This window comes from Microbacterium sp. PAMC21962 (genome assembly GCF_019443465.1).
Lineage (GTDB): Bacteria > Actinomycetota > Actinomycetes > Actinomycetales > Microbacteriaceae > Microbacterium > Microbacterium hominis.
This window is the reverse complement of the sequence record NZ_CP080381.1, coordinates 3,027,175-3,052,711: the sequence shown is the minus strand read 5'-3', so window position 1 is coordinate 3,052,711 and position 25,537 is coordinate 3,027,175. Positions and strand designations below refer to the sequence as shown.

Sequence of the window (25,537 nt, the reverse complement as noted above, 5' to 3'; positions counted from 1 at the left end):
ACCTGTTCTGCTCGGCGGCGTTGTGGTCGACGCCGCGTCGCCCGCGCCCCCGCCAGCCTACTGGCGCCGCATCCCGATCGCCGCGGCCGGCCTGCCCGCGCCCGCGCTCCCGAGAAACCACTCCCGTGCCGAGAAACCCGCCACGGAGTGGTTTCTCGGCACGCAAGATGCGTCTCGCGGTGCGGCGCGAGGCGCGCGGCGGCGCGAGGCGCGAGGGTTACTCGACCGTGACGGACTTCGCGAGGTTGCGCGGCTGGTCGACGTCCAGGCCCTTCGCCGTGGCGAGGCCCATCGCGAACACGTGCAGCGGCACGACGGCCAGCAGCGGCTCGAACAGGGGCCCGGCGAGCGGGATGCGCAGCACCTCGTCGGCGAACGGGAGCACCGCGGCATCCCCCTCTTCGGCGACGACGATCACGCGGGCGCCGCGAGCGCGGATCTCCTGGATGTTGGAGACCACCTTCTTGTGCAGCTCGGCCGACTCGCGCGGCGACGGCACGATGACGAACACGGGCTGGCCGGGCTCGATGAGCGCGATCGGGCCGTGCTTGAGCTCGCCGGCGGCGAAGCCCTCGGCGTGGATGTAGCTGATCTCCTTGAGCTTCAGCGCACCCTCGAGGGCGATCGGGTAACCGACGTGACGGCCGAGGAAGAGCACCGACTGCGTGTCGGCCATCCAGCGCGAGAACTGCTCGATGTGCGCCTGCTCCTCGTCGAGCACGCGCTGGATCTTGCCGGGGACGGCCTCCAGCTCGCGCACGTGCAGCGCCTGCTCGGCGTGCGAGATGGTGCCGCGCACGCGCGCGACGTGCAGCGCGAGCAGGTACAGCGCGGTGATCTGGGCGACGAAGGCCTTGGTGGATGCCACGGCCACCTCGGGTCCGGCGTGCGTGTAGATCACGGCATCCGACTCGCGCGGAATCGTCGCGCCCTGCGTGTTGCAGATCGACAGCGTCTTCGCGCCGTGCTCGCGCGCGTACTTGACCGCCATGAGCGTGTCCATCGTCTCGCCGGACTGGCTGATCGAGACGACGAGGGTGTCCTCGCCGATCACCGGATCGCGGTAGCGGAACTCGTGTGCGAGCTCGACGTCGACGGGGATGCGCGTCCACTGCTCGAGCGCGTACTTGCCGGTCTGGCCCGCGTACGCGGCGGTGCCGCACGCGATGACGACGATGCGACGGATGCCGGTGAACAGCTCGTCCATGCCGTCCAGCTCGGGGATGGTCACGGCGGCGTCGTGGAGGCGCCCGCGGATGGTGTTCGCGACGGCCTCGGGCTCCTCGGAGACCTCCTTGGCCATGAACGACGACCAGCCGCCCTTCTCTGCGGCCGAGGCGTCCCAGACGACCTCGAAGGGCTCCACCTCGACGGGCGCGCCGGCGAAGTCGGTCACCTCGACGCCGGCCGGGGTGATCGCCACGATCTCGTCCTGCCCGATCGCGAGGGCGTTGCGGGTGTGCTCCACGAAGGCCGCGACGTCGGATCCGAGGAAGTTCTCCCCGTCGCCGAGGCCGATGACCAGCGGCGAGTTGCGGCGGGCGCCGACGACGAGTCCCGGCTGGTCGCGGTGCATCGCGAGCAGGGTGAACGCCCCCTCCAGGCGCGCGACGACCGTGCGGAACGCGGCGACGAGGTCGCCCGAGGCCTGGTACTCGCGGCCGAGGAGGACCGCCGCGACCTCGGTGTCGGTCTCGGAGCGGAACGTGAAGCCCTCGCTGAGCAGCTCGGCCTTGAGCTCGGAGAAGTTCTCGATGATGCCGTTGTGGATGACGGCGAGCTTGTCGTCGTCGGCCAGATGCGGATGCGCGTTCGCGTCGGTCGGGCCGCCGTGGGTCGCCCAGCGCGTGTGGCCGATGCCGGTGGTGCCGTCGGGCATGGGGTGGGCGGCGAGGTCGTCGCGCAGCACCTGGAGCTTGCCGGCGCGCTTGCGCATGTCGAGATCGCCCTGACCGTCGATCACGGCGATGCCGGCGGAGTCGTAGCCGCGGTACTCGAGGCGGGCGAGCCCGGACAGGAGGATGGCCTGGCTGTCGCGCGGGCCCACGTATCCGACGATTCCACACATGGGGTCCATGCTAGGTCCGGGTATTTGCGCGGATCCCTCACAAACGCCGTGAGATTGCGCTCAGAGTTTGCGCAGCCGCACCGACTCGACGGCGTGCGCCGCCGCCTTCTTCAGCACGAGGGTCGCCCGATGCCGCGTGGGCGCGACGTTCTCGCGGAGGTTCGGCAGGTTGATGTCGTTCCAGTAGCCGAGCGCCGTGGTCACCGCCTCCTCGTCGGACAGCTCCGCGAACACCTTGAAGAACGAGTGGGGGTTGCTGAAGGCGCCGCGCCGCAGGGCCAGGAACCGGTCGACGTACCACTGCGCGATGTCGGCCTCGTCGGCATCCACGTAGATCGAGAAGTCGAACAGGTCGCTGACGGCGACGTCGTTCGGCGTCGGGGGCGGCGAGAGCACGTTCAGCCCCTCGACGATCACGACGTCCGGGCGGCGGACGGTGACGTGGGCGTCCGGGACGATGTCGTACCGCACGTGGGAGTAGAACGGCGCCCGCACCTCCGCCGCACCCGACTTGACCTCGGTGAGGAAGCTGACAAGGGCGCGCCGGTCGTACGACTCGGGGAACCCCTTGCGGGCCATCAGCCCGCGCCGCTCGAGCTCGGCGTTGGAGTAGAGGAAGCCGTCCGTCGTGACCAGCTCGACGCGCGGTGTGCCGGGCCAGCGGCTCATCAGCTCGCGCAGCAGCCGCGCGATGGTCGACTTGCCCACGGCCACCGAGCCGGCGACGGCGACCACGAACGGCGTCGTGGAGTCGGGCTCGCCCAGGAACGCCGCGGTCTCGGCGCCCAGCCGCTTGGTGTTCTCGGCGTAGGTGCTCAGCAGTCGGCTGAGCGGGAGGTACACCTCGCGCACCTCGGCGAGGTCCAACCGGTCGCCGATGCCGCGCAACTGCACGACCTCGGTCTCACTGAGGGGGGTGGGGATGCCGGCCGCCAGCCGGGCCCACTCGGAACGGTCGATCTCGCGGTACAGCGAGTCGATGGCAGTCGTCTCGTCTTCGGTGGACATCGGGCCTACTCTATCCATGCGGCGGCTCCGCCCCGCGAGGGGATGCCGGGCCCGCGTCGGCTGTGACGGCGCGGAACCCATCTGTGGATACGCTGAACGCATGCGTCTCGGAGTCCTCGACATCGGCTCGAACACCGTCCACCTGCTCGTCGCCGATGTCCACCCCGGAGGACGCCCCCAGGCCACCACGAGCCAACGCACGGTGCTGCGCCTGATGCGCTACCTCGAGCCCGACGGATCGATCAGCGAGACGGGCGTGACGGCGCTGGTGGATGCCGTCACCCAGGCGCGCGCGGTCGCCCAGGCCGAGAACGTCGTCGAGCTGCTCGCCACCGCGACGAGCGCCGTGCGCGAGGCCGCCAACGGCGCCGACGTGATCGCCCGGATCGAGGCGGCGCTCGGACAGGAGCTGCAGGTGCTCGGCGGCGAGTCCGAGGCCCGTTTCACCTTCCTCGCCGTGCGTCGCTGGTTCGGCTGGTCGGCCGGCCAGATCCTGCTCTTCGACATCGGCGGCGGATCGCTCGAGGTGGCCTCGGGCGCCGACGAACTGCCGGACGTCGCCGCCTCCGTGCCGCTGGGAGCCGGCCGGTCGACGGTGGAGTTCCTGCCGCACGACCCGCCCGGGGAGGATGCCGTCGAGGTGCTGCGCGACCACGCGCGCGGCGTCCTGGCGCCCGTCGCCGAGCTCATGTCCGGCCAGCCGCGGCCGAATCACGTGGTCGGATCGTCCAAGGCGATCCGCTCCCTCGCCAAGCTCGCAGGCTATCCCGCCCCCGGCTGGAGCGGCAGCGAGCGGATGCTGCTGCCGCGCGGCGCGCTGGGCTCGTGGATTCCGCGGCTCGCGCGCATCCCGGCATCCGCTCGGCAGGAGCTGCCCGGCATCACCGCCGATCGCACGTTCCAGATCGTCGCGGCGGCCGTCGTGCTGCACACCGCGATGACCGCACTGGACGTCGACGAGCTCGAGGTGAGCCCGTGGGCCCTGCGTGAGGGCGTGCTGCTGCGGTACATCGAGTCGCTGAGCTGGCAGGAACCGGCCTGACGCCGCGCATCGACCGGTCGGGAGCTTCCCCGGCCGTCCGCGCGCGGCATCCCGGGGCCGGAGGGGGAGCGACCCCTCCGTCTGGGGGATGCGGGGGGACATCGACGGAGGGGTCGCGCACCCCAGTCGTCAAACCCGTCGCACCCCGTCCCTGTCGGGTCAGGGCGCGGGGAATGGGCATGTGAGTGCACGCCCAGGGTAGAGTCGCCGCCGATCGCGGCGCCACTGCTGCGGCGACGTTTAACAGACGCTTAACGTGCGGCGCCCACGGCGTTCAGCCGCGGACGATGTCCGCGAGCTCGTCGGCGATGCGCTGGGCGTCCTCCTGCGAGGCCGCTTCGACCATCACCCGCACCATCTGCTCGGTGCCGGAGGGCCGGATCAGCACCCGTCCGCTGTCGCCGAGGGCCGCTTCGGCGACCTGCACGCCCGCCAGGACGTCCGCATCGGTCGCGCGCGAGCGCTCGACGCCGCGCACGTTGATCAGCACCTGCGGGAACACGGTCATCACCGCGGCGAGCTCGGCGAGCGACCGGCCCGTGCGGGCCATCTCGGCGCACAGGTGCAGCCCCGTCAGCACCCCGTCGCCGGTGGTCGCGTAGCGGCTCATGATGACGTGCCCGCTCTGCTCGCCGCCGAGCGAGTAGCCGCCCTCGTTCATGCGCTCCAGGACGTAGCGGTCACCGACCGCCGTCTGCTCGACGGCGATGCCCTGTGCGGCCATCGCGCGGTGCAGTCCGAGGTTGCTCATGACGGTCGCGACGAGCGTGTCGTTCTTCAACCGCCCGTCGCGCTTCATCGCCACGGCGAGGATCGCCATGATCTGGTCGCCGTCCACCAGGGTGCCGTCGGCATCCACCGCGAGGCAGCGGTCGGCGTCGCCGTCGTGGGCGATACCGACGTCGGCGCCGGTGCGCACGACCTCCGCGGCGAGACGCTCCATGTGCGTCGAGCCGTAGCCGTCGTTGATGTTGATGCCGTCGGGGTCTGCGCCGATGACGGTGACCTTCGCTCCGGCGTTGCGGAACGTCTCGGGCGAGACCCCGGATGCCGCGCCGTGCGCGCAGTCGAGCACGACGTGCAGGCCGTCGAGGCGGTGGGGAAGGGAGGCGAGCAGGTGGATCGCGTAGCGGTCCTCGGCATCCGAGAAGCGCACCACACGACCGACGTCGCCGCCGGTCGGACGCAGCTTCTCGCCCGTCATCGCCTCTTCGATGCGCCGCTCGACCTGATCGGGGAGCTTGACGCCGCCGCGCGCGAAGATCTTGATGCCGTTGTCGGGCGCGGGGTTGTGCGACGCCGAGATCATGACCCCGAAATCGGCGTCGATGTCGCCGATGAGGTAGGCCGCGGCCGGCGTGGGCAGCGTTCCCGCATCGAGCACGTCGACGCCGGAGGAGGCGAGACCCGCCTCGACCGCCGCGGACAGGAACTGGCCCGACACGCGGGGATCACGCGCGATGACGGCGGTGAGCCGCTTTCCCGCGGCCTTGCGCGCCTCGGCGATACGGCCCTGGCCCAGGACGACGGCAGTCGCCTGGGCCAGGGTGAGCGCGAGGTCGGCGGTGAGGGGGCCATTGGCCAGGCCCCGCACACCGTCCGTCCCGAACAGCGCCATGAAGCTTTAGCGCTTCGAGTACTGCGGAGCCTTGCGGGCCTTCTTGAGACCGGCCTTCTTGCGCTCCTTGACGCGAGCGTCGCGCGAGAGGAAGCCGGCCTTCTTCAGGGTCGGGCGGTTGTTCTCGGCGTCGATCTCGTTGAGCGCACGGGCGATGCCCAGGCGCAGCGCGCCGGCCTGGCCCGAGGGGCCACCACCGGAGATGCGCGCGATGACGTCGTAGCCACCGGCGAGGTCGAGGACCGTGAACGGGTCGTTGATGAGCTGCTGGTGCAGCTTGTTGGGGAAGTAGTCCTCGAGGGTGCGACCGTTCACCGTGATGGTGCCGGAGCCCGGGATGAGGCGGACGCGCGCGATGGCCTGCTTGCGGCGGCCGACGGCGGCACCGGGAACCGACAGCACCGGGCGGGGAGCGGCAGCGGCCTCGACCGGGGCGCTCTCGGTGGTGTAGCTCTCCGCGTTGTCGAGGGTGTTCTCTTCGATGGAGTCAGCGATCTTCGCCATGAGTTGTCCTTATGTCTCTCGGCGCGCTTACTGGGCGACCTGGCCGAAGGTGTACGGGGTGGGCTGCTGGGCCGCGTGCGGGTGCTCGGCGCCCACGTAGACCTTCAGCTTCGACAGCTGCTGGCGGCCCAGGCTGTTCTTGGGGAGCATGCCGCGGATCGCCTTCTCGACGGCGCGGACCGGGTTCTTCTCGAGGAGCTCGGCGTACGAGGTGGCCGTGAGGCCGCCCGGGTAGCCCGAGTGGCGGTAGGCCATCTTCTTCTGGAGCTTCTGACCCGTGAGGGCGACCTTCTCGGCGTTGACGACGATGACGAAGTCACCGGTGTCGATGTGGTTCGCGAAGGTGGGCTTGTGCTTGCCGCGGAGGATGGCGGCGGCGTGCGAGGCGAGGCGTCCGAGGACGACGTCGGTCGCGTCGATGACGACCCACTCACGGGTCACTTCACCGGCCTTGGGGGTGTAGGTGCGCGTCACAGTAGTGCTGCTTTCTTGATTCGAACGGAGAGGTTCGTGAATCCCGCTCCGGGGTGGTTCGCTGCGCGGTGACGGTGCACGATGCAGGGGAACACGCCAGTGGAGGGCTCACGTTCGCGGTGCCGGCCGCAGGCAGCGCGAGCACCAAAGGGAGAGTCTACGCCATGCGGATGCCGCGACAAAACCGGCCGTGCGACGGGCGCCGTGAGAAAAAGGGCGACCGAGGGGCCGAAGGGATACTCCGGGCCCCTCGGTCGCGGCGGCCGCACGCGGGGGGTCGGCGACCGCCAACCGGTCGTGTGGGGACACTACCGGGGGCTGAGGGATCTTCAGCGGACGCCGGTGACGGCGCCGCGTTTATCGGTAACCAGCCTACCGGGCGGAGGGGCTCTGCACCGTAGCCCCGGCCGGAGAAACATCCGTCGCCGCGAGGCCCGCTGCGAACTGCTTGATCCAGGGTCGTAGCTCGGGTCCGAGGTCGTCGCGGTCCACGGCCAGCTGCAGGATCGCCTTGATGTAGTCGACCCGGTCGCCCGTGTCGTACCGGCGACCGCTGAAGACGACGCCGTAGACGCCGGGGCCCTCGGGGTCGGCCGCGAGCTCGCGGAGGGCGTCGGTGAGCTGGATCTCGCCGCCCTTGCCGGGAGCGGTGTGCGCGAGCACGCCGAAGACCTCGGGGCCGAGCACGTACCGGCCGATCACCGCGAGGTTCGACGGCGCCTCCTCGCGGGACGGCTTCTCGACCAGATCGAGCACCCGGTACGAGCCGTCGGGGTCGCGGTCGCCGACGGTGGCCACGCCGTAGAGGTGCACCTGTTCGGGGTCGACCTCCATCAGGGCGACGACCGCACCGCCGGTGCGCTCGTGCACCGCGAGCATGGTCGGCAGCAGCGGGTCGCGCTCGTCGATCAGATCGTCGCCGAGCATGACGACGAAGGAGCAGTCGCCGACGTACGAGGCGGCGCGGGAGACGGCGTGACCGAGGCCGCGCGGCTCGCCCTGGCGCGTGATGTGGATGTCGGCGAGCTGCGAGGAGTGGGCGACCTTGCCGAGCTTGGCCGTGTCGCCCTTCGTCGTCAGCGCCGTCTCGAGTTCGGGAACCGAGTCGAAGTGGTTGGCGATGTTGTTCTTGTTGCGGCCGACGATGATCAGCACGTCGCGGATGCCGGCGGCGACCGCCTCCTCGACGACGTACTGGATGGCCGGCTTGTCGACGACGGGGAGCATCTCCTTCGGCATCGCCTTGGTGGCGGGAAGGAACCTCGTGCCGAGACCGGCGGCGGGGATGACGGCTTTGTAACGGGGGGACATGCGATCTCCTGCGGGGCGTAGGGGGGTGTGCTCCGAGGCGTCCGGGGACGCGCGCGTATCGCGAGCATAGCGAACGACGTCACATCGTCTGTGACGGGGATGCGACGGCTCGATGACGAGCGCGGACGTGGCCGACGAGCGCGGACTCAGGCGTGGGCCGCGAGCGCCGGAGCCGGGATCATCGACTCGAGCACGACGTCGTCGCCCTCCTGGTACAGGAGCGTGCGACCCGCGAACGGGCGCATCGGCATGACGGCGCGCGGCAGCGCGCCGGAGGACGCGACGCGCACGTGCAGCACGCCGTCGGCGCCTGTCGTGATCTCGATGCGCGCCGCGCGCGCACCGGAGTGCTTGACCGCGTTCACGAGCGCCTCGTTGACGACCTCGGTGACGATCGGTGCGGCCTCGGAGCGTTCGACGGCGGCGACGGCGCCGTCGTCGATGCGGGTGTCGAGATGCATGATGGGCTCCCAGCCCGCCAGCATGCGTCGCAGCTCGCCGCCCGACTCGATCTCGGCGGCGCGCACCGGGGCGATGACCTCGTCGAGGGCGCGATCCGTCTCGGAGCGGAAGCGCGCGATCTCCCGCGCCGTCGGGGCGTTCTCGTCGACGTGTGCCGCGAAGATCACGCACCGCCCCTGCACCCGTCCGTGCAGGGTGGATGCCGCCTGGAGCAGCGGCAGCTGCGCGCGGCGCGTGCGGTCGGCGAACTCCCCCGCGGCGCGGGCGAGCTCGACGGTGGAGCGCGCCGCCTCCTCGCGTGCGCGCCGGCGCGTGTCGATGGCGAGCGCCAGGACGATCGCGGCGAGCGGCATCGCGACCAGCGGGATCAGCATGATGGCGCCCGTGTCGGGCAGCAGCAGGTGTCCGACGGCGGTCGTGGCGGCGCCGGCGAGGATCCAGACCAGCAGGAAGGCGATGCCGCGGGTGCGCGGCGCAGCCGTCGGCAGCGCGCGCAGCACGGCGCCGGCGGCGAGGTCGACGAGCACGACCGCGACGGCCGCGGCGAGCACACCCACGACGTCGGGCAGCGTGACCAGGAACGGCGCGCACATGAAGAGGTAGAGGACGCCGACCCACAGCAGCGGCGTGGGCTGCAGCCGCTCCACGCCACGGCGGCGCGCGGCCGACAGCGGCCGCGGCGTCCACAGCGCAGGCACCGGAGGGCTGGCCGCAGCCAGCTCCTCGAGGCGGTGGCTGGCGGTGCGCACCCGCTCGGAGAAGTCGCGGACGGCGTCGAAGTCGACGGTGCCGGCGAGCATCGCGTCGCGTTCGGTGCGCAGCTCGGCGACCATGCCGCGCACGACCAGTCGCGCATCCCGCTCGTCGTTCAGGACCTGCTGGCTCGCGGCATCCAGTCGACCGAGGGCGTGCGCGAGCCGGTCGACCGTGGCCCGCGTCTGGGAGTACTCGGTCGTGATGATCGCGATCAGGGAGAAGAGGCCGAACGCGACGACGAGGTTGGTGCCCGTGCGGGCGAGCCACACGCCGTTCGAGTGGCCGTGGAAGACGATGCCCACGAGCATCTCGTTCAGGACCGGACGGACGAGGGCGACGGCGACGAGGGTCGTCGTGACGAGGATGCCGCGCGCACGGTGATCGCGCATGCGGCGTTCGGCTGCGGCGACGGCGAGGACGGGCAGTGCCAGCAGGGTCCATGCCATCGCGGCGGCCGCGACGCCCTGGCCGTAACCGTCCGGACGGCCGTCGACGACCGGGACGAGCAGGAGCGTCGCGATCGGCAGCGACACGATGGCGCTCCAGCGCGTGAAGAAACGACCGCTTCCCGCCGCATCCCAGTACGCTGACACGACGTTGATCGTGCGCGACCCACCGCGGGCCATCAGGTGCACCCCAACATTCCTACCCCCAAGTAGTAGTCAGTGTAGCCATTCGTCTACATGATGGGGAGAGGAAATTCCTTATAATCCAGCGTCTATTCCGTCGCACCGGAGCGGCCCCGATTCGAGGAGCCTGACATGACGGACGAGCCCGCTGCGGCACACCGCCGCACCCGGTGGGCGGCGCGCGTGACGGATCCCCGCGCCTGGCTGTCGGTCTACGCGGTCGCCCTGGCGCTCGTCGCGTTCTGGCCTGTGCCCGTCGACTCCGGCGCGCGGCCCTTTCTGCGGGCGGTGACGGCGCTGTTCCCCGCGCTGACCTCCGCACGGATCGAGTTCGTGGCGAACATCGTCATGTTCGTCCCGCTGGGGTTCCTGCTGACCGTGATCCTGCGACGCCGGCGCTGGATGGTGCTGCCGATCGCGTTCCTCACGACGGTCGTCATCGAGACCGGCCAGGCGGTCGCGCTCGCCGCCCGCACGCCGAGCGTGCTCGACATCGTGGCGAACACGGCGGGTGCGTGCGCGGGGATGCTGCTGGCCGCCCTCGCCGAGCGGCTCGCGCGTGCACGCACGCGACCGCCCGCGGACGCTCCCGCGCCGCCGCGGCGCGGCTAGCGACGCGGGCGGACGCCGGGCTCCGGAGGGCGCGAGGCCTCCTCGACCGCTTCCTCGAGCCACGTCTGCAGGCGCCACGCGGGGACGCGGAACATCCGCGAGATGGTCGACAGCGGATAGCCCGCCTCGAGCACGGCGGCCACGGCGAACTGTCGCATCGAGTCGAAGTCGCGGTCGGCGAGCGCGCCGGTGCGCAGATCGGCGAGCGAGCGGGGACGCGCTACCGGCGCGCCGGATGCGGCGCCGGCGTCCGTCGCGATGCCCGGTGACGGTGACGGTGACGGTGCGGATGCTGCGGCGGAGGCGGATGCTGCGGCGGAGGCGGGGGCGGCAGTGCGCGCGCTCGTGGCCGGTCGCGACGGGTGCGGCCGCGCAGGCGGCGGCGTCCGAGGTCCTTGCGGAACGGGCTCGGCCGGCGCCTCGGGGGTGACCGCAGGCTCGGCCGATGCCGGCGCCGTCGCCGGCGCGGCTGCGGGCTCCTCCGTCGATGTCACCGTCTCATCGACGCCGTAGGCCGCGATCCGCTGCTGGCCGTACTGCACGATCGCCTGCTCCAGCAGGCGTCGGAGCTGCCGGTGCCGCACGCGCCGACGCCACAGCAGCGGCACGCCGACCAGGGGGATGACGAGCACCGACAGCCACATCCACGCCATGGGGTGGGCGTTGAGCCACGTGACGAAGTCGGAACGGAACTCCCACGTGCGTGTGTCGTTGCCCTGGACGGTCGGGGCGGCACCGTCCGAGGTCGCGACGGCATCCTGACCGATGCCGCCGAGGACGTTCTTCGCGACGGTGACGCGGCCCTCCCCCACGACGGCGACCGCGTTCCCGAGCCCGACGGTGATGTCGTTGTGTTCCACGTCGGCGACCGAGGCCGCGACGCGCAGCGCCGCCCCCTGCCCGTGGAGGACGTTGCCGGTGACGACGGCCGGCACGACGCCGTCAGCGATGACGACGGCGGGCTCCGCCGAGGAGGTGAGATCGCAGCCGACGATCTCGAGGCGTTTCGCGGGGCCGTTGGCCCGCACGGCGGCGGCGGTCTCGCGGGCCGTGACGCCGGTGAGGATCGTGCCGTCCGCCTCCTCGAGGAGCAGTCCGCCGCGGGCGTTGTCCGCGAACGTTCCTCCCTTGACGGCGAACCCGCTGCTGCGGTCGGTGCCGTAGCCGGCGGCCGTCGGCCCCGTCGCGAGCGCCCGTCCGCTCAGGCGCAGGCCGTACTCGCCCGAATCGCGCACGGTCGCGTCGCCGATGCCGACGGTCGAGGAGCCGCCGCCCACCTGGATGCCGTCATCGCCGGACGCGTCGACGTCCACGCCCGAGAGCGCGACGCGCTGCGACTGGCCGGTGACGGCCACGCCGGAGACCTCGGCGGCGATCGACGAGAAGGAGGTCACCGTGGTGTCGACGACGCCCGAGAGGAAGAGCCCGTAGTGCGAGTCCTCGCTGGACACCCGCGCGAGGTCGGCCCGCGCCGATCCGGTGTCGCTGCCGGTGACGGCCAGCCCGCCGGTGCGTCCGCTCCAGAACCCGAGGTGGTCCACGTGCACGTCGGACATCGTCAGCACCCCGTCGCGCACGCGGAGGTAGGCACGCCCATCGTCGGTGGCGTCGTCGGGGGCGCCGGCCTCGGCATCCCACCCCGTGATCGTGAGCGGCGCATCGGCGCCCCCGTGCAGGTCGAGCGACCCGCCCCAGGCGACGATGCTGACGAAGCCGTCCGACCCGCTGTGCAACCGCAGCGTCGCACCCGGCTGCACGAGGGAGAGGGTGGCACCGGCACGGACGACGACGTTGCGCGTGAGGGCCCACGTGTTCTCGCCGTCGGGGGCGGCGGCGCCGGCATCCACGAGGTCGCTCAGTCCGTAGGGCGCGTCGCGGGCAGCGAGCACGACGGTGCCGAACGTCGAGAGCGCCGCCGGGTCGCCCGGCGCGACGCGGCTCAGCCCCGCGAGGCGTCCGTCCTCGCGGGCGACGGCGACGGCGGGATCGGGGGCGACGGGCGGCGCGTACGTGCCGGCGGTGACCTGCGCGGCGAGGCCGCTCATCGCCGTCGCAACGGCGGTGGCGGTTCCCGGAGGAAGCGTCGGCACGGGCGCGGCCGTCGGCGACACCTGATCCCACGGGTACCCCTTCTGGTGGATGAGGGGACCGACGAAAACGATGAGGAGGACGAAGACGGCGATCGCCGACACCACGACCACCCGCCCGAGCACGTGGCGCGTGAGCGTGGTGTCGCCGCGCTCTTCGCGGGTGAAGCCGTCGGGCGCGCTCATGACGTGGCCGTCGCCGCCGGAGGGCCGTCCAGACTCGCCTCGGACTGCCCCTCGCCGCCCTGCTGCGTGGCGGAGCGGGTGAGCCAGCCCTGCTTGTTCATCGTGAACAGGGCGTAGACCTTGATCGGCAGGGCGATGAGGATCGTGACGGCGGCCACGAGCGGCAGGACCACGATGTCCTCGGGGCGACGCCAGAGGTGCGAGACGCCGCGGATGCCGCGACCGATGACGACCCACACGAATGCCAGGAGGAGGGCGAGGGCGGGTTGGGCCGAGCGGATCGAGAGGATGATGTAGGCGACCGCCACTCCCATCGTGAACGGCGTCATCAGGATCTGCATCATCGTCAGCTGGGAGATGAAGGGCGTGCGGAACACCCATCCTTTCCCGATGGCCGTGAGGTAGCAGCGGTAGGAGTTCCTGCTCCACCGCACCCGCTGCTTCACGAAGGCGCGGAAGGTGGAGGGGAACATCGAGAGGGCGCGCGCATTGTCCTGGTGTGTGACGCGGAAGCCCTGCGAGAGCACCAGCCAGGTCATCCGCCCGTCGTCGCCGGCGACGCACTCGCGGCCGAAGAAGACCTCGTGCTCGAGCTGCTCGACCTGTGGGACGATCACGGCCGCGCGATACGCCGCCGTGCGGCCGGACGCGCAGATCACGCCCCCGTAGCGCGCCATGGCCGGAACGTAGTCGTAGTAGCGGAGGTCGATGATCCAGTCGGCGACCCGCCGCCACACGCTCGACCGCGGGCGGTAGACGTTCTGCCGCGTGCTGACGGCGCCGACCGCGGGGTCGATGAAGGGCATCTGGATCGCGTCCAGCATCCCCTCCTCCCACGCCGTGTCGCTGTCGACGAAGATGACGAGCTCGGTGTCGACCATCCGCATCCCGTGACCGAGGGCCGATCTCTTGCCGTGGTGGTGGAACAGCACCGCCTCGACGCCGCGGAGGGCCAGGGCGTCGATCCTGGCCTTCGCCTCCAGGTCGGCGACGTCGAGCACGATGATGATCCGCGAGGGCCCCTGGCGATGCCAGGTGTGCAGGCAGCGGATGAGGACGTCGGGGTCTTCGTGGTACGACGGCACGACGACGGTGACGGTGGTGCGATAGTCGTTGACGACCGGTCGCGTCATCATCGCGAGCACCTTGCGGAGGATCCAGAACGACCAGGAGATCAACCCGAGCACGCCGAAGGGCAGCATCCAGAGCGCATGCTGAGTCAGCAGTTCCATCGATCCTCCGGGGCTTCGGGGGTCCCCACATCGTGCACAGCATATCTACGGCGTGTTCGCGCACGCACGCACGCGCGCAGGCAGGAATCAGCGGCAGGACGGCGACATCGGCGGCGGGGTCGAGGCGCCGTCGGACACGTTGTCGCACGTGACCGTGTTGCCCGCCCGCCGCGCGGCGCCGACGACGGTGACGGCGACGGCGGATGCCGAGAGGTCGAAGGTGTTCCGTGACACGGTGTTCGACGCACCGCTGCGGACCTCGACCGGAGTCGAGATGCTGTGGATCTGGATGCCGTCGCCCGCCGCGACGGTGAGGCGATTGTCCGCCACGAGCCAGCCGGTGCCCTTGAGGTCGACCACCGAGTCGACGGCGGCGGCATCCGCGATGGAGAGCGTGTTGCCGCTGATCACGCCGTCCGACGTGCCCTCCTTGACGTCGATGGCCTCGGCGGTGACGTCGAAGACGGTGGTGCCGGTCACCCGGTTGCGGTCGCTGCGGTCGGGTTCGCACGCGGTGACGGTGCACCAGTTCGATGCGGCGGTGCCGATGTAGACGCCTTCGCCGAACTCCGGCGTGGAGCGGCCGGTGTCGTGGATGACCAGTCCGTCGATCACGTTGTCGCTGCTGCCCGCGCGGAGGTGGACCGCCTCCTGGCCGGTGCCGGACACCTCCAGACCGGTGAGGGTCGTCGTGGCGACGCCGTCCAGCACGATCCCCTTCTGCCCGCCGGTCACCCGGAAACCGGTGAGCACCCAGTCGGCGACGTGGTCGAGGTGCAACGCGTAGCCGCTGTCGACCGATCCCCCGTCGAGCACCGACGCGCTCGTGCCGCACAGCGTGATGGGCTCGTCGGCGCCGGAGGTCGTGATCGTGAACGGGCCGCGATAGGTGGCTGCGGCGAGCGCGAGCACGTCGCCGGGTCGCGCGTCGTCCAGTGCCCGCTGGAGGGCGTCGGCCGAGGGATCGACGGCCCGCGCCTGCGGTCCGCAGGCACCGACCGCCGCGCCGCCCGCGGAGCCGGGAGCGTCCGGAGCGCATCCCGCGAGCGCGGCAACGAGGACGCCGAGCGCGGCGACAGCCGCGGCGGCTCGTGTTCGCATGCGCACGAGTATGACATCCCGGGCGCGCAGGTCCGCGCCCGGGGGTTCCGACCGGCGCGCCCGCCGGAACCCCCGGGACACGTCCTAGCCGAGTGCCGGGTAGAGGGTGGGCGTCGTGCGGAAGTGCGTCGCCTGCTCGTAGTCGTAGGCGAGACCGAGGAGGCTGCCCTCCGAGAAGTCGCGCCCGAGGAACTCGAGGTTGACGCCGGCGCTCGATCCGCCCTGGCCTGCTCCCGCGCTTCCCATCGGCAGCGTCACCGCCGGCATCCCCGTGTTGGGGCTCAGCCGCATGTTCGTGCCGATCGTGCCGTAGGCATTGGTGCTCGGGTAGATGAGCGCGTCGAGGTCGTTGTCGTCCATCATCTGCGTGACGAGCACCTTGCCGGCGGCGAGCTGGGTGGTGTGGCTGCCGGTCGGCCCGGCCCACGCCTGATAGACGCTGTCCGTGACGCTGTTGCGCTGCACGTAGGTGCTCCGCCGCGAGGTCACGAAGTTCCCGCCGGCCAGGATGTCGTCCAGGGTGCGCTGGGCGACGTCGGGGGCCAGGTGAGTGGCGACGTAGGCAGTGAGGTCGTGCTTGAACTCGTTGGTCGAGCCCGAGCTCTCGCCCAGCACCCCGGCGAACGCGCCGGGAGGCGTGATCTCCACGACCGTCGCGCCCTGCGCGGTCAGCTCGGCCTTCGCCTTCTCGAACAGGGCGACGGTGGTCGCGTTCGAGCCGATCATCGAGGAGACGTAGCCGATGCGCGCTCCCTCCAGCGCGGTCGTCGACAGCCCCGCGGTGTAGGACGAGGGGACCTTGCCCTCCTGACGGGCAGTGACCGGATCGGCGGCATCCACGCCCACGACGGCGTCCAGGGCGACCGCTGCGTCGACGACCGACCGTGCGATCGGGCCACCGGTGTCCTGGGTGAGGGCCAGCGGGATGATGCCGTCACGACTGGCGAGGCCGACCGTGGGGCGCACACCGACGAGCTGGTTGTACGACGAGGGCACGCGGATGGAGCCGCCCGTGTCGGTTCCGAAGCCGATGCCGGCGAGGTTCGCCGCGATCGCCGCGCCGGTGCCTCCGGAGGAGCCGCCCGCGGTCTTCGTCGTGTCGTACGGCGACGCGACGAGCAGGGTCGAGCCGGGGGCCTGGAACGAGGAGAACTCGGACGCGAAGCCGTACGCGAACTCGTCGAGCGAGGCTTTGGCCAGCACGACGGCACCCGCCGCGCGCAGTCCGGCGACCATCGCCGCATCCGTCGAGGTCTGGTTGTCGTTCCAGCAGCCGCAGCCGCCCGTGGTGACCATGTCGACGGTGTCGTAGTTGTCCTTGAGGGCGATCGGGACCCCGAGCAGCATGCTGGTCATTCCGTGCTCCGCGCGCTCGGCGTCGGCCTTGGCCGCCGCGTCCAGCGCCACGGAGCTCACCGTGATGATCGAGTTGAGCGGCCGCGTCGCCCCCGCCACGACCGTGCGATCGTAGGCGCTGATGCGGTCGAGGTATGCCTGCGTCAGCGCGACCGATGTCGTCACGCCGGCGTTCATGGCCGCCTGCATGTCGATCACCGAGGCCTCGACGAGCTCGAACGGGCCGTCGTCGTAGATCATGCGGTGCGAGAGGGCCGCCAGGTCCTTCACCGTGAGGCGGCCGTCGGCATCCAGATCGATGCGTCCGACGGTGGCCCACGCGGCATCCGCCGTCGTCGCACCCAGCGCTGCGGCCGCGACCTCGAGGTCGGCCGCGGTCACCTGCGCATCGCCGGTGAGATCGAGCTCGGTGTAGTAGGGCGCGAGCATCGGCGCGACGGCGGGCGGCGCCTCCGCCGCGGAGGCGGGCGCAGCGACGGTGAGGGCGGATGCGGCCGCGACGACGGTGGCGGCCGCGACGATCCGGCGGGAGCGAGGGGTGAGCGCGGTCATCGCAGGGACTCCTTCGTGGTGGTGGCGCGACGGACGATGAGGACGATGCCGAGCGCGATGACGGCCGCGGCGAGCGCACCGCCGACGAGGAACGGCACGGCGTCGGCACCGGTGGAGGCCAGCGGGTCGCTCGACGTGTCGCCGCTGTCCGCGACGACGGGGGTGGCCGAGGGCGAAACGGAGACCTCCGGGTCGGGGGTGCCGGGCTCGACGACGGGCGCGGCGTCGAGGGCGATCACCGCGGCGGCGGGCGGCGTGACCGCGGTGGAGGCACCGTCGCTCGCGACGAAAGTGATGGCCGTGGGGGTGAGCGCGGTGGTCTGGCCCCCGGCGAGCACCGTGAAGGCGAGAGTGACGAGGGTCTGCGGACCGGTGAGGCCGGGCGAGGAGCCGAGGCGGGTGTGGGTGATCGTCACCTGACCGCTCGTCGGGGTGGCCGCGTCGTAGCCGCCCGCCGGGAACACGGCGGAGCCGTCGTCGTACGCGAGCAGCGCGGGATCGAACTGCAGGGTCAGCTCGTAGGCGTAGAGGTCGCTCACGGCGTCGGCCGCGACCGTGACGCTGATCACGTCGCCGGCGGTGGCCGTCGTCGGCGATGCGAGTGTGACCGCGGGGTCCGATGCGGCGGTGGCGGTCGGGGCGAAGAGCCCGGCCGCGGCGGTGAGCGAGAGCGTCACCGCCGTGAGGAGAGCGGCACGAGCGCGGGCGCGCCGTGCGGTTTCTCTGTGCTGTGGTGCGGGCATGCGAGGAGACGTCCTTTCGGGAGGGCGAGAGGACGGCCGACGCGCCAGTGCTGCGAGTCGCATCGGCGCGTCCGGGGGGGGTCCTCGCACCCTCCCAAAACCGGATGTCGTTCGGGTTTCATCAGATGACGATCGCGTTTCCGCACGACCGGCGGGGTTCTCCGACGCTCGGGAAGCGGCGTTCTCCGACGTCTCGGGAGACGGTCTTCTCAGACGCTCGGGAGGCGGCGCGTGCGCCGCAGGCGAGCGGAGTGGATACGGTCGCCCCGCCGCAGCCCCCCGGCAGGGGCAGGGCGACCGTCTTCCCGGGCGATGTGTGGGGTCACATCGCTGGTGGGGATGGGGCATGCTCATCATCGACGATGCGGGACCCGTTGTGGGGCTAGATGAGAGGAATCTCACCTGCACCGGGCAACGGCGTCACTCCCGCGTGCGCGAGATACCGGCGCGCGGCCTCGACGCGGGCGTTGCGCTCGGGGTCGGACCCGACGCCGAGCAGGGCGTAGGACGTCCGCAGGTGCGCTTCGACCGAACGCGGCGAGATCGCGAGCCGCCGCGCGATGGCGGCGTTGCTCAGCCCGTCGGCGACGAGAGCGAGGACCTCGCGCTGGCGCGGGCTGAGGCGGCTCAGCGGGTTGTTGCGACGCGTCGCGCGCTCGGCGCGGATGGCGGGGTCGAGCACGCTGCGCCCCTCCGCCACGGAGCGGATGGCGTAGACGAGCGCGGATGCCGTCAGCGACAGGTTCTTGGACAGCACGCCCCATCCGGCGGTCTCGGAGCAGTGCACCTCCCGCAGCTGGTCGTGCACGTCCGGCGCCGACAGCACGATGATGCCGAGCCGCGGCGAGCGCGCGCGCAGCGCGTGCCCGAGCGAGATCCCGTCGCCGTCGGGCAGGCGCGGCCCGAGCAGAGCGACATCGATCGCACGGTCGGTCGCGGCGAGCGCGTCATCCATCGAGGCGCAGGCGCGCACCGTGCGCATGTCGTGCTGCTGGTCGACGAGACCCGCGAGAAGATCGCGGAACAGGGGCTGACCCTCGACCACGAGCACCCGCAGCGGTCGCCGACCCTCCGTCACGCGGGTGGCGAGGCGTCGTCGCCACGATGCGTCGTGGTGGCGAGGTAGCGGGCGACCGAGATGTCCCGTCCGACCAGGCCGGCCGAGCGACCGGTGACCCGACTCCACAGGCTCGGCACGACCCGAACCATCGTGATGCCCTCCAGGCGCAGCTGACGCGCGGTCGGAGGGTCGAGGTAGCGGCGGGCCGGCGCCGTCTGCCAGTGCGCGTCGACGTAGATCTCGACGATACGGGCGCCGCCTGCTCGGCTCATCGTTGGTCCTCTTTCCCCAAGGCACGACCCGCCACGGGCACACGCGCGCACCCCGATCGAGCGGGTTGCGCGGCGTCGCGAGTGCTCCGTTCGCAAGGACGGAGGGGTCACGCGGGGCCCCATGACCTCGCGCAGGATCATTGTGGCGCAGGCCGAAACACGCATCCGACCGAACGCCGCGATTTCACGAGAGTTTTACGTGAAATCACCTAGCGCTCCGGGCGGGCGCGGCGGGCGCGTCGATCCGTGAGCGCTCCCACGGACCGTCGGCGGCGGCATCCCGCGGCGCGCCCGGACGCGTGGTCGCGTCGACCACGGCGCGACCGTCAGCGCGGCGGGTCTTCCAACGGGAGCCGGAGCGTCAGCCGCGCACCCGGCGACGGGCGCGCGCCGGCTCCCGCGACCAGGGCCAGCTCGCCGCCGAGCACCTCCGCCCGGCGGCGCAACCGCGCCAGCCCGGACCACGGCGCATCGGAACGGGGCGGAGCGCCGTTGTTGCGGACGGCGACCCGGAGGTGATCGGCATCGGCCCGCGCGTCGATCGTGATCTCGTCGGCGCCGCCGTGACGCAGCGCGTTGGAGAGGGCGTCCTCGATGACGCGGATGACGAGCACCCTCGCCTCGTGCGACAGCCGGTGCTCGACCGTCGCGAGCACATCGGCGGCGGGCGCCCGCACGGCCACCGAGGGCGGCAGGCGCACGACGAGGGCGCGCACGGCGGGCGCCAGTCCGCGCTCGAGGTCGACCGGGTAGAGCCGAGCGCTGAGCGCCCGTAGCTCCTTCTCCCGCAGGCGTTCGAGCTGCCCCGCGATCGCGGTGAGCTCGGCCGCACCGTCCTCGTCGCGCGGCCGCACGCCCGCGGCGAGGTGGCGCAGCCTCGTCTCGATGACGACGAACGTGCCCTGCACGCTGCCGTGGATGGTTTCGGCCAGTTCGTACCGAAGGCGCAGCTCCTCCTCCTGCAGCTCGGCGACGAGCCCCGCCGCCCGGGCCTGCGCGACGGATTGCCCGCGCTCGGCATGGCGGATGCGGCGGGCCACGTCGACCTGCACGAGACCCAATCCGATCGCGCAGGCCGCGGCGAGGGTCGCGCTCGCGAACTCGCCCGCCCCGACCGAGGTGCCCGCGTCGTCGGCGGCGAGCAGGGAGATGACGACGCGGACCCCCGCCAGGGTGAGGGCGGCGCCGAGGGCCAGCACGAGGACGAGTCCGCAGCGCGCGAGGAGCCCGTAGCGCTCGGGGCGCAGCACGTGGACGGCGGCCAGCATGGCGATCGGCGCGACGACGGCCGCCGTGGCCGGCGCGGCGACCCCGACGTCGCTGCCCCAGGTGCGCAGCAGCACCGACTGCAGGCTGGTGTACAGCGTGATGGCGACGGTGGCCGCGGCGGTCGCGACCAGCGCGATGCGATGGTCCGTCGCGGCATCCGACGAGGGATGGCGCGACTGCGACGCGCCGCTCATCCTCCGGCTGTCCAGGGCGACGCGGTGTGCTCCAGATAGCTGCGCACCGCCTCGACGCGCGGGTTGCGCTCGCGGCTGGCGGGAAGTCCGAGCACCGCGTACGCGACGTTGAGGTGCGCGTCGACCGACCGCGGTGAGATGCCGAGACGGTCGGCGATCGCGGCGTTGGTGAGCCCCTCGGCCACCAGGGCGACCACCTCGTACTGCCGGGCGCTGAGGCGCGAGAGCGGGCTGTTCCGCCGCACTTCGCGCTGCGCGCGGATCGCGGGGTCGAGCACCGCGCGCCCGGCCGCGACCGCGCGGATGGCGTACACGAGCGCGGATGCCGAGAGCGAGGAGTTCTTCGAGAGGAAGCCCCAGCCCGCCGCTTCGGCGCCCGGCACCTCCAGGAGGGTGCTGATCGAGTCGGAGGCCGAGAGGATCAGCACCCCGAGACCGGGACGACGGCGGCGGAGCTCGCGGCCGAGGCTGATCCCGTCGCCGTCCGGCAGTCGGAGGTCGAGGAGGGCGACGTCGAGGCCGCGGACGTCGACGACGCGGGTGCCTTCGGCGCTGCGCGCGACCGCCGCCACGCGCAGACCCTTCTGCTCGCCCAGGAGCACCGCGAGCATCTCGCGGAACAGCGGCTGGTCCTCGACGACCATCACGTCGAGGGTCGGCAGGCGCCCGTTCACGGCCGCGGCACGGAGGCGGGACGCGGAACCGGAGTGGAGGTGCCCGAGGTGCGCGGATGCCGCGGGCACGAGAGTCGGGGGCGCGCTTGTCGCATGTGAGGTCTCCTGTCGACGTCTCCCCCGCCGCGCACCATTGTCACGCATCCGCTTCGACGCGCCGGTCGAAAAGTCGGCAGAACACGGCGTCCTCGGGCGGAGAAGCGCAGATTCGCTCGGTGATTCCACCTAGGGGCGGGCGGCGCAGAGCGAGGTCCGCGCCGACGCTCTGCTAGAACCGGGGAGGGAGGAAGTCCGTGGCGAGCACGGGATGGGACCCATGAATCTGGCGAGCAGGAGCGCGAACCAGCCGGCCTTTCCTCGGGGTCGGCGGACACGTCACGCCGCCGCGAGCGACGCGTCCGTCCTCGCGACGGTCAGCGATGCGGTCAGTGATGCCGTCGTCGTGACCGACGAGCGCGGCATCCCGGTGCGCCTCAACGCTGCGGCCCGCGAGGCCTTCGCCCGGGCGGGCCTGCCGGAGCGGATCCGCGCCGACGCGGAGTACCGCGATCTGCGGTTCTTCCATGCCGACCGCGTGACCCCGATCACCGTCGGCCCTCCCCTGCTGCACCATGTCACGCACGCCGGTTCCCGCATCCCCTATACGACGTGGGTGGGAGAGGGCGACGACCAGCGGGCGATGTCGATCACGGCCCGGCCCTACGCGGACGCGCGCGGCACCCGCCGCGGGGCGGTCATCGTCGCACGGGACATGACGGTGATGTTCGAGGCGGCCCGCATCCGCGACGACTTCCTCCGTGACGCCGCACACCGCCTGCGCGGACACCTGACGACGGTGGCCGGCTACGCCGAGCTGCTGGAGACGGATGCCCATCTGGGGGAGATCGGCGAGCGGTTGACGCGGGTGACCGGTCAGCTCGTCGACACGGTGGACGACCTCTTCCGCACGGCCCGCGAAGACATCGCCCGATCGATTCCGCCGGCCGACCTCTCCTCGGCCCTGGCCGACGTGTGCTCCGTCTTCCTGGCCGTCGCGGCGGCGCGGGGCGTCACGCTCCAGGTGATCGACGAGGGATGCGGGCGGGTGCGCTTCGAGCAGGCGGAGCTGCGTCAGGTGCTCGCCGATCTCCTCTCGCACGCGATCGGCCATTGCGCCACGGCGGGGAAGGTGGTGGTGCGGGCGCACCGGGACCACCACCGCACGACCGTCTCGGTGAGCGACGACGGACTCCACACGAGCCACGATCAGCGCCGCCGCGAGCTGGCGCAGCTGACGGGCGGGCCGGCGCCGGAGGAGGCGGCCCCGGGCACCGCCCGGCGCAACGTCGTGCGCGCCAATCAGGCGACGCTGTCGGTACGACCCGACCACCCGGTGGGGACGATCGCGAGTCTCGTGATGATCGCGGTATGAGGCCCTGCGGGCGGGGAGGCGGAGGGGGTTCGTGCGCCGCGCCTCACCGCGTGTGGATGAGGGCGACCCCGGCCTCAACGAGCTCACGGGCGCCGGGGTCGGTGTCGGGGATGTCGGCGATGATCGCCGTGACGGCGTCGAGGCCGAGCACGCCGTAGCGCGAGGCGGTGCCGATCTTCTCGTCGCTGCCGAGCACGTAGGTGTCGGCGGCGCGCGCGGCGAGGGTGCGCTTCATGGCGGCCTCGTCGGCGTCACCGGTCGTGAGTCCCGCGGTGGCATGGATGCCGGTCACTCCCAGGAAGAAGAGGTCGGCGCTGATGCGGTTCGCCGCTTCGACAGCGGCGGCGCCGCACGCGACCGCCGAGTGCTTGAAGAGCTGGCCACCGATGAGGAAGACGTCGACCGCGTGGTCGAGCAGTGCCGCCGCGATCGTCGGGCTGTGGGTGATGATCGTGCCCGGCTGGGTGCGCGGGAGTGCGGCGACGAGGGCGAGGCTCGTGGTGCCGCCGTCGAGGATGGCCGTCGCGCCCGGTTCGATGAGGGCTGCCGCGGCCGCCCCGACCCGCCGCTTGCTGTCGGGGGCGACGCCGGTGCGGGCGGCGTAGTCGACGACGGCCGGGGATGCCGGCAGGGCGCCGCCGTACACGCGGACGGCGAGACCCGCGGCGTCCAGGTCGCGCAGGTCGCGGCGGATGCTGTCTTCGGACAGGCCGAGCTCCGCGGCGATCTCCTTGGCGACGATGCGACCGTCGCGGCGGAGGCGATCAAGCAGCAGGTCTCTGCGGGCGGCAGCGAGCATTCACGTTCCTTCTTGTTTTTGCACGTTGTTGTCGTATTGTAGCCGACATGACCGCATCTCTCATGATCCTCATCGCCGGCCCGTACGCATCGGGCACCGACGGCGACCCCGCCCGGATGGCGCAGAACCTGAAACGCCTGGAGACGGCGGCCTGGCCGCTGTTCCAGGCGGGGCACGTGCCGATGATCGGCGAGTGGGTCGCGTTGCCGGTGCTGGAGAGCGCCGGCGCGTCGGGACCGACCGATCCGCTCGCTGCGCAGGTCATGTACCCGACGGCGGAGCGCCTGCTGCAGCGGTGCGATGCGGTGCTGCGCCTTCCCGGCGCGTCCCGGGGAGCCGACCAGGACGTCGCGATCGCCGAGGCGAGGGGCCTCCCGGTGTACTACGCCCTCGAGGACGTGCCCGGGGTGGCGCCGTCAGCGGGCCAGGAACGCCGCACCTGAGGCCGTCGCGGACGTGCGCGACGGCGGCCCCCTCGGGGCCACGCGGCATCCAGCCCCCTCACGACCCGACGTCGACGCTCAGAACGGTGCCGCCACGACGGCGATCGCGTTGCGGCCCGGCGGGGACGTTCTCGTGGGCGGCGCGACGGCATCGGCCACGAAGGCGACGAGCGGAGTCGGCGCATCTTCTCGGTAGACGCGCCCCGTCGGCGAGGTCCATTCGAGCACTCCCCTCCCGCGCTGTCGTACCGCCCAGGGGGTGAACTGCTTCATCGAATGATGTCGTTGACAGAGGTGCGCGAGGTTCCAGAGCGCGGTGGGTCCGCCTCGAGCCGCATCGACGGTGTGGTCGATCTCGCAGCGGATCGCCGCCCGTCGGCATCCGGGGAACCGACAGTGCTGATCGCGCGCCCGCAGGAACCTCCGCTGCGGCCAGGGCGTCCGGTAGCGGTCGACCGCGACGACCGTGCCGTCGATCGGGTCGGTGAGCACGCGCGAGAGGCTGGGGGCATTGGCCGCGAGACACCGCGCCGTCTCGGCATCCACCGGGGTACGTCCGACGAGGTCGACCGGGCCCTCGTCCGCTCCGAGGAGCGCGAGGACCGGCACCACCACCTGTACCTGCGCACGAATGCCGCCCAGCTCACCGGGGCCGTCGCCGTGGGCGGTGGGGTCGAGGGCGGGCGTGGCGGTCAGGAGCAGGTCGCTGAGCACGTCGGCGCGGATCTGGTCCACCGAACGCGGGTCGTCGTCGCCCGGCTCGCGGGCATCGACGATCACGGTCGCCTGCCGGGTCAGCCGATCGAGGATGCCGTCGGCGATCACCGTCGGCACGGTGGCGACGACCTCGGACATCCCGTGCGCGCCGGGAACGACGCGAACCCGTCGGCCGGCGCTCGCGTCGCGGTGCCGGTCGGTGAAGGAACGTTCCGCCGCGCGTTCGGCGAGGATCTCGACGGCGGCGCGGACCCGGTTGGCGGTGTCGCCCTCGCAGCGCCGGATCGCTTCGGCCTCGAAGTCAGGCCGCCGATCGACGGGAACCACCGCGCCCGCGTCGACGATCACGCGGACATGGCCGCGCGTGATCCGGCCCGCTTCCCAGGCGTCGAGCGTCGCCGGAAAGCCCTCGACGAGCTCGCGCGCCTCACCGATGCGCTGCTGTACCGTGCGGTCGGTCACCCGCAGCACCCCGCCGAGCTCCGCGGCGATCGAGCGCAGCACCATGTCGTGCTCCCGCACCGATCCGCTCTGGCTGGCCACCTCACGCTCCGCGAGTCGACCGGCGCGCGCCAGCATCCGGACCTCGGCGACCTGCGCCTGCGTCAACGCTGCCGCCACCCCCTCGGCGTCGGATACGAGGCCGGCGAGCGCGGTCACGTACCCGCCGCCCGCATCGGCCTGGAAGACGCCCCCCGGCGTGAACTCCGTCATGCGTCCATCATGCCGCGACCCTCGGACATTCGTTCGAATTTCCGGACGAGCGCGCCGGTCGCGGCGCGGGCCGGCGACACGTCCGGCAGAGGCTTCGCCCAGATGGTGGCGGCCAGGATCACCGACACGGCGGCCAGCGCGCCGGCCGAGACCGTATCCCACCACTCCCGCCACCACCTCGCGGCGACGAACTCCGCCGCTCCGCGAGAGCGACGCCGTCGGGACTCCTCCGTCACGGCATGC

The 25,537-nt window shown here is 72.1% G+C and carries 23 protein-coding genes; 4 read left to right on the top strand and 19 right to left on the bottom strand.

The annotated features are described in order from the left end of the window. Window positions 1–217: 217 nt before the first annotated feature. Both glmS and coaA read right to left on the bottom strand, forming a co-directional pair. A complete protein-coding gene (gene glmS / locus KY498_RS14360; RefSeq protein ID WP_101307271.1) occupies window positions 218–2,068 on the bottom strand; it encodes a glutamine--fructose-6-phosphate transaminase (isomerizing) in 1,851 nt (616 codons plus the stop codon). A 60-nt stretch (window positions 2,069–2,128) separates the two neighbouring features. Next, on the bottom strand, window positions 2,129–3,076 hold the full coding sequence (gene coaA, locus KY498_RS14355) for a type I pantothenate kinase (RefSeq protein ID WP_060960316.1): 948 nt from the start codon (window positions 3,074–3,076) through the stop codon (window positions 2,129–2,131). A 100-nt stretch (window positions 3,077–3,176) separates the two neighbouring features. On the opposite strand from coaA, the gene KY498_RS14350 reads away from it, so the two are divergent. Continuing rightward, entirely contained in the window at window positions 3,177–4,118 is a 942-nt protein-coding gene (locus tag KY498_RS14350) for a Ppx/GppA phosphatase family protein (RefSeq protein ID WP_060960315.1), read from the top strand. A 274-nt stretch (window positions 4,119–4,392) separates the two neighbouring features. Here the strand turns inward: KY498_RS14350 and glmM are convergent, their stop codons facing one another. The 5 genes from glmM to KY498_RS14325 all read right to left on the bottom strand — a co-directional run bounded on the left by glmM (window position 4,393) and on the right by KY498_RS14325 (window position 9,869). Continuing rightward, window positions 4,393–5,736, bottom strand: a complete 1,344-nt coding sequence (glmM, locus tag KY498_RS14345) for a phosphoglucosamine mutase (RefSeq protein ID WP_191009041.1) — start codon at window positions 5,734–5,736, stop codon at window positions 4,393–4,395. A 6-nt stretch (window positions 5,737–5,742) separates the two neighbouring features. Beyond that, window positions 5,743–6,240 carry a 30S ribosomal protein S9 gene (gene rpsI, locus KY498_RS14340; RefSeq protein ID WP_005050408.1) on the bottom strand — a complete coding sequence of 166 codons (498 nt, stop codon included), beginning with the start codon at window positions 6,238–6,240 and terminating at the stop codon, window positions 5,743–5,745. A 27-nt stretch (window positions 6,241–6,267) separates the two neighbouring features. Further along, entirely contained in the window at window positions 6,268–6,714 is a 447-nt protein-coding gene (rplM, locus tag KY498_RS14335; RefSeq protein ID WP_060960312.1) for a 50S ribosomal protein L13, read from the bottom strand. Between the two features lie 372 nt (window positions 6,715–7,086). Continuing rightward, window positions 7,087–8,025, bottom strand: coding sequence for a UTP--glucose-1-phosphate uridylyltransferase (locus KY498_RS14330; protein ID WP_060960311.1), 939 nt, complete (start codon window positions 8,023–8,025; stop codon window positions 7,087–7,089). Between the two features lie 146 nt (window positions 8,026–8,171). Then, window positions 8,172–9,869: an ATPase gene (locus KY498_RS14325; RefSeq protein WP_223848995.1), complete on the bottom strand. Its 1,698-nt coding sequence runs from the start codon at window positions 9,867–9,869 to the stop codon at window positions 8,172–8,174. 135 nt (window positions 9,870–10,004) lie between these two features. On the opposite strand from KY498_RS14325, the gene KY498_RS14320 reads away from it, so the two are divergent. Beyond that, window positions 10,005–10,484, top strand: coding sequence for a VanZ family protein (locus KY498_RS14320; protein WP_191009043.1), 480 nt, complete (start codon window positions 10,005–10,007; stop codon window positions 10,482–10,484). Here KY498_RS14320 and KY498_RS14315 read toward each other — a convergent pair. The 9 genes from KY498_RS14315 to KY498_RS14275 form a co-directional block, all read right to left on the bottom strand. Next, complete coding sequence (locus tag KY498_RS14315) at window positions 10,481–12,757, bottom strand: right-handed parallel beta-helix repeat-containing protein (RefSeq protein ID WP_191009044.1); 2,277 nt, start codon at window positions 12,755–12,757, stop codon at window positions 10,481–10,483. The two genes, KY498_RS14320 and KY498_RS14315, sit on opposite strands and share 4 nt — an antisense overlap. After that, on the bottom strand, window positions 12,754–13,989 hold the full coding sequence (locus KY498_RS14310; protein WP_191009045.1) for a glycosyltransferase: 1,236 nt from the start codon (window positions 13,987–13,989) through the stop codon (window positions 12,754–12,756). Before KY498_RS14310 ends, KY498_RS14315 begins: the two co-directional genes overlap by 4 nt. An 87-nt stretch (window positions 13,990–14,076) precedes the next feature. Next, the gene (locus tag KY498_RS14305; RefSeq protein ID WP_219879417.1) at window positions 14,077–15,090 is read right to left on the bottom strand and encodes a right-handed parallel beta-helix repeat-containing protein; all 1,014 of its coding nucleotides are present in this window, start codon (window positions 15,088–15,090) and stop codon (window positions 14,077–14,079) included. 84 nt (window positions 15,091–15,174) lie between these two features. Further along, window positions 15,175–16,998 carry an amidase family protein gene (locus tag KY498_RS14300; RefSeq protein ID WP_191009047.1) on the bottom strand — a complete coding sequence of 608 codons (1,824 nt, stop codon included), beginning with the start codon at window positions 16,996–16,998 and terminating at the stop codon, window positions 15,175–15,177. Then, window positions 16,995–17,675, bottom strand: a complete 681-nt coding sequence (locus KY498_RS14295; protein WP_191009048.1) for a cohesin domain-containing protein — start codon at window positions 17,673–17,675, stop codon at window positions 16,995–16,997. Before KY498_RS14295 ends, KY498_RS14300 begins: the two co-directional genes overlap by 4 nt. 448 nt (window positions 17,676–18,123) lie before the next feature. Continuing rightward, on the bottom strand, window positions 18,124–18,819 hold the full coding sequence (locus KY498_RS14290; protein ID WP_060960303.1) for a response regulator transcription factor: 696 nt from the start codon (window positions 18,817–18,819) through the stop codon (window positions 18,124–18,126). After that, window positions 18,816–19,073, bottom strand: coding sequence for a hypothetical protein (locus tag KY498_RS14285; RefSeq protein WP_060960302.1), 258 nt, complete (start codon window positions 19,071–19,073; stop codon window positions 18,816–18,818). The genes KY498_RS14290 and KY498_RS14285 overlap by 4 nt, the downstream gene beginning before the upstream one ends. A 326-nt stretch (window positions 19,074–19,399) precedes the next feature. Continuing rightward, window positions 19,400–20,536, bottom strand: a complete 1,137-nt coding sequence (locus KY498_RS14280; RefSeq protein WP_191009049.1) for a sensor histidine kinase — start codon at window positions 20,534–20,536, stop codon at window positions 19,400–19,402. Further along, window positions 20,533–21,279, bottom strand: coding sequence for a response regulator transcription factor (locus KY498_RS14275; protein ID WP_223848733.1), 747 nt, complete (start codon window positions 21,277–21,279; stop codon window positions 20,533–20,535). The genes KY498_RS14280 and KY498_RS14275 overlap by 4 nt, the downstream gene beginning before the upstream one ends. A gap of 247 nt (window positions 21,280–21,526) precedes the next feature. Here KY498_RS14275 and KY498_RS14270 point away from each other — a divergent pair, with 247 nt between their 5' ends. Further along, window positions 21,527–22,621 carry a HAMP domain-containing histidine kinase gene (locus tag KY498_RS14270; protein WP_223849532.1) on the top strand — a complete coding sequence of 365 codons (1,095 nt, stop codon included), beginning with the start codon at window positions 21,527–21,529 and terminating at the stop codon, window positions 22,619–22,621. Window positions 22,622–22,664: 43 nt separating this feature from the next. Here KY498_RS14270 and KY498_RS14265 read toward each other — a convergent pair whose 3' ends face one another. Further along, a complete protein-coding gene (locus KY498_RS14265) occupies window positions 22,665–23,420 on the bottom strand; it encodes a DeoR/GlpR family DNA-binding transcription regulator (protein WP_191009050.1) in 756 nt (251 codons plus the stop codon). Window positions 23,421–23,467: 47 nt separating this feature from the next. On the opposite strand from KY498_RS14265, the gene KY498_RS14260 reads away from it, so the two are divergent. Next, the gene (locus KY498_RS14260; protein WP_223848735.1) at window positions 23,468–23,863 is read left to right on the top strand and encodes a DUF4406 domain-containing protein; all 396 of its coding nucleotides are present in this window, start codon (window positions 23,468–23,470) and stop codon (window positions 23,861–23,863) included. Between the two features lie 78 nt (window positions 23,864–23,941). Here KY498_RS14260 and KY498_RS14255 read toward each other — a convergent pair whose 3' ends face one another. Then, window positions 23,942–25,294: an HNH endonuclease signature motif containing protein gene (locus tag KY498_RS14255; RefSeq protein ID WP_191009581.1), complete on the bottom strand. Its 1,353-nt coding sequence runs from the start codon at window positions 25,292–25,294 to the stop codon at window positions 23,942–23,944. Next, window positions 25,291–25,530: a hypothetical protein gene (locus tag KY498_RS14250; RefSeq protein WP_219879416.1), complete on the bottom strand. Its 240-nt coding sequence runs from the start codon at window positions 25,528–25,530 to the stop codon at window positions 25,291–25,293. The genes KY498_RS14255 and KY498_RS14250 overlap by 4 nt, the downstream gene beginning before the upstream one ends. Between the last annotated feature and the right edge of the window lie 7 nt (window positions 25,531–25,537).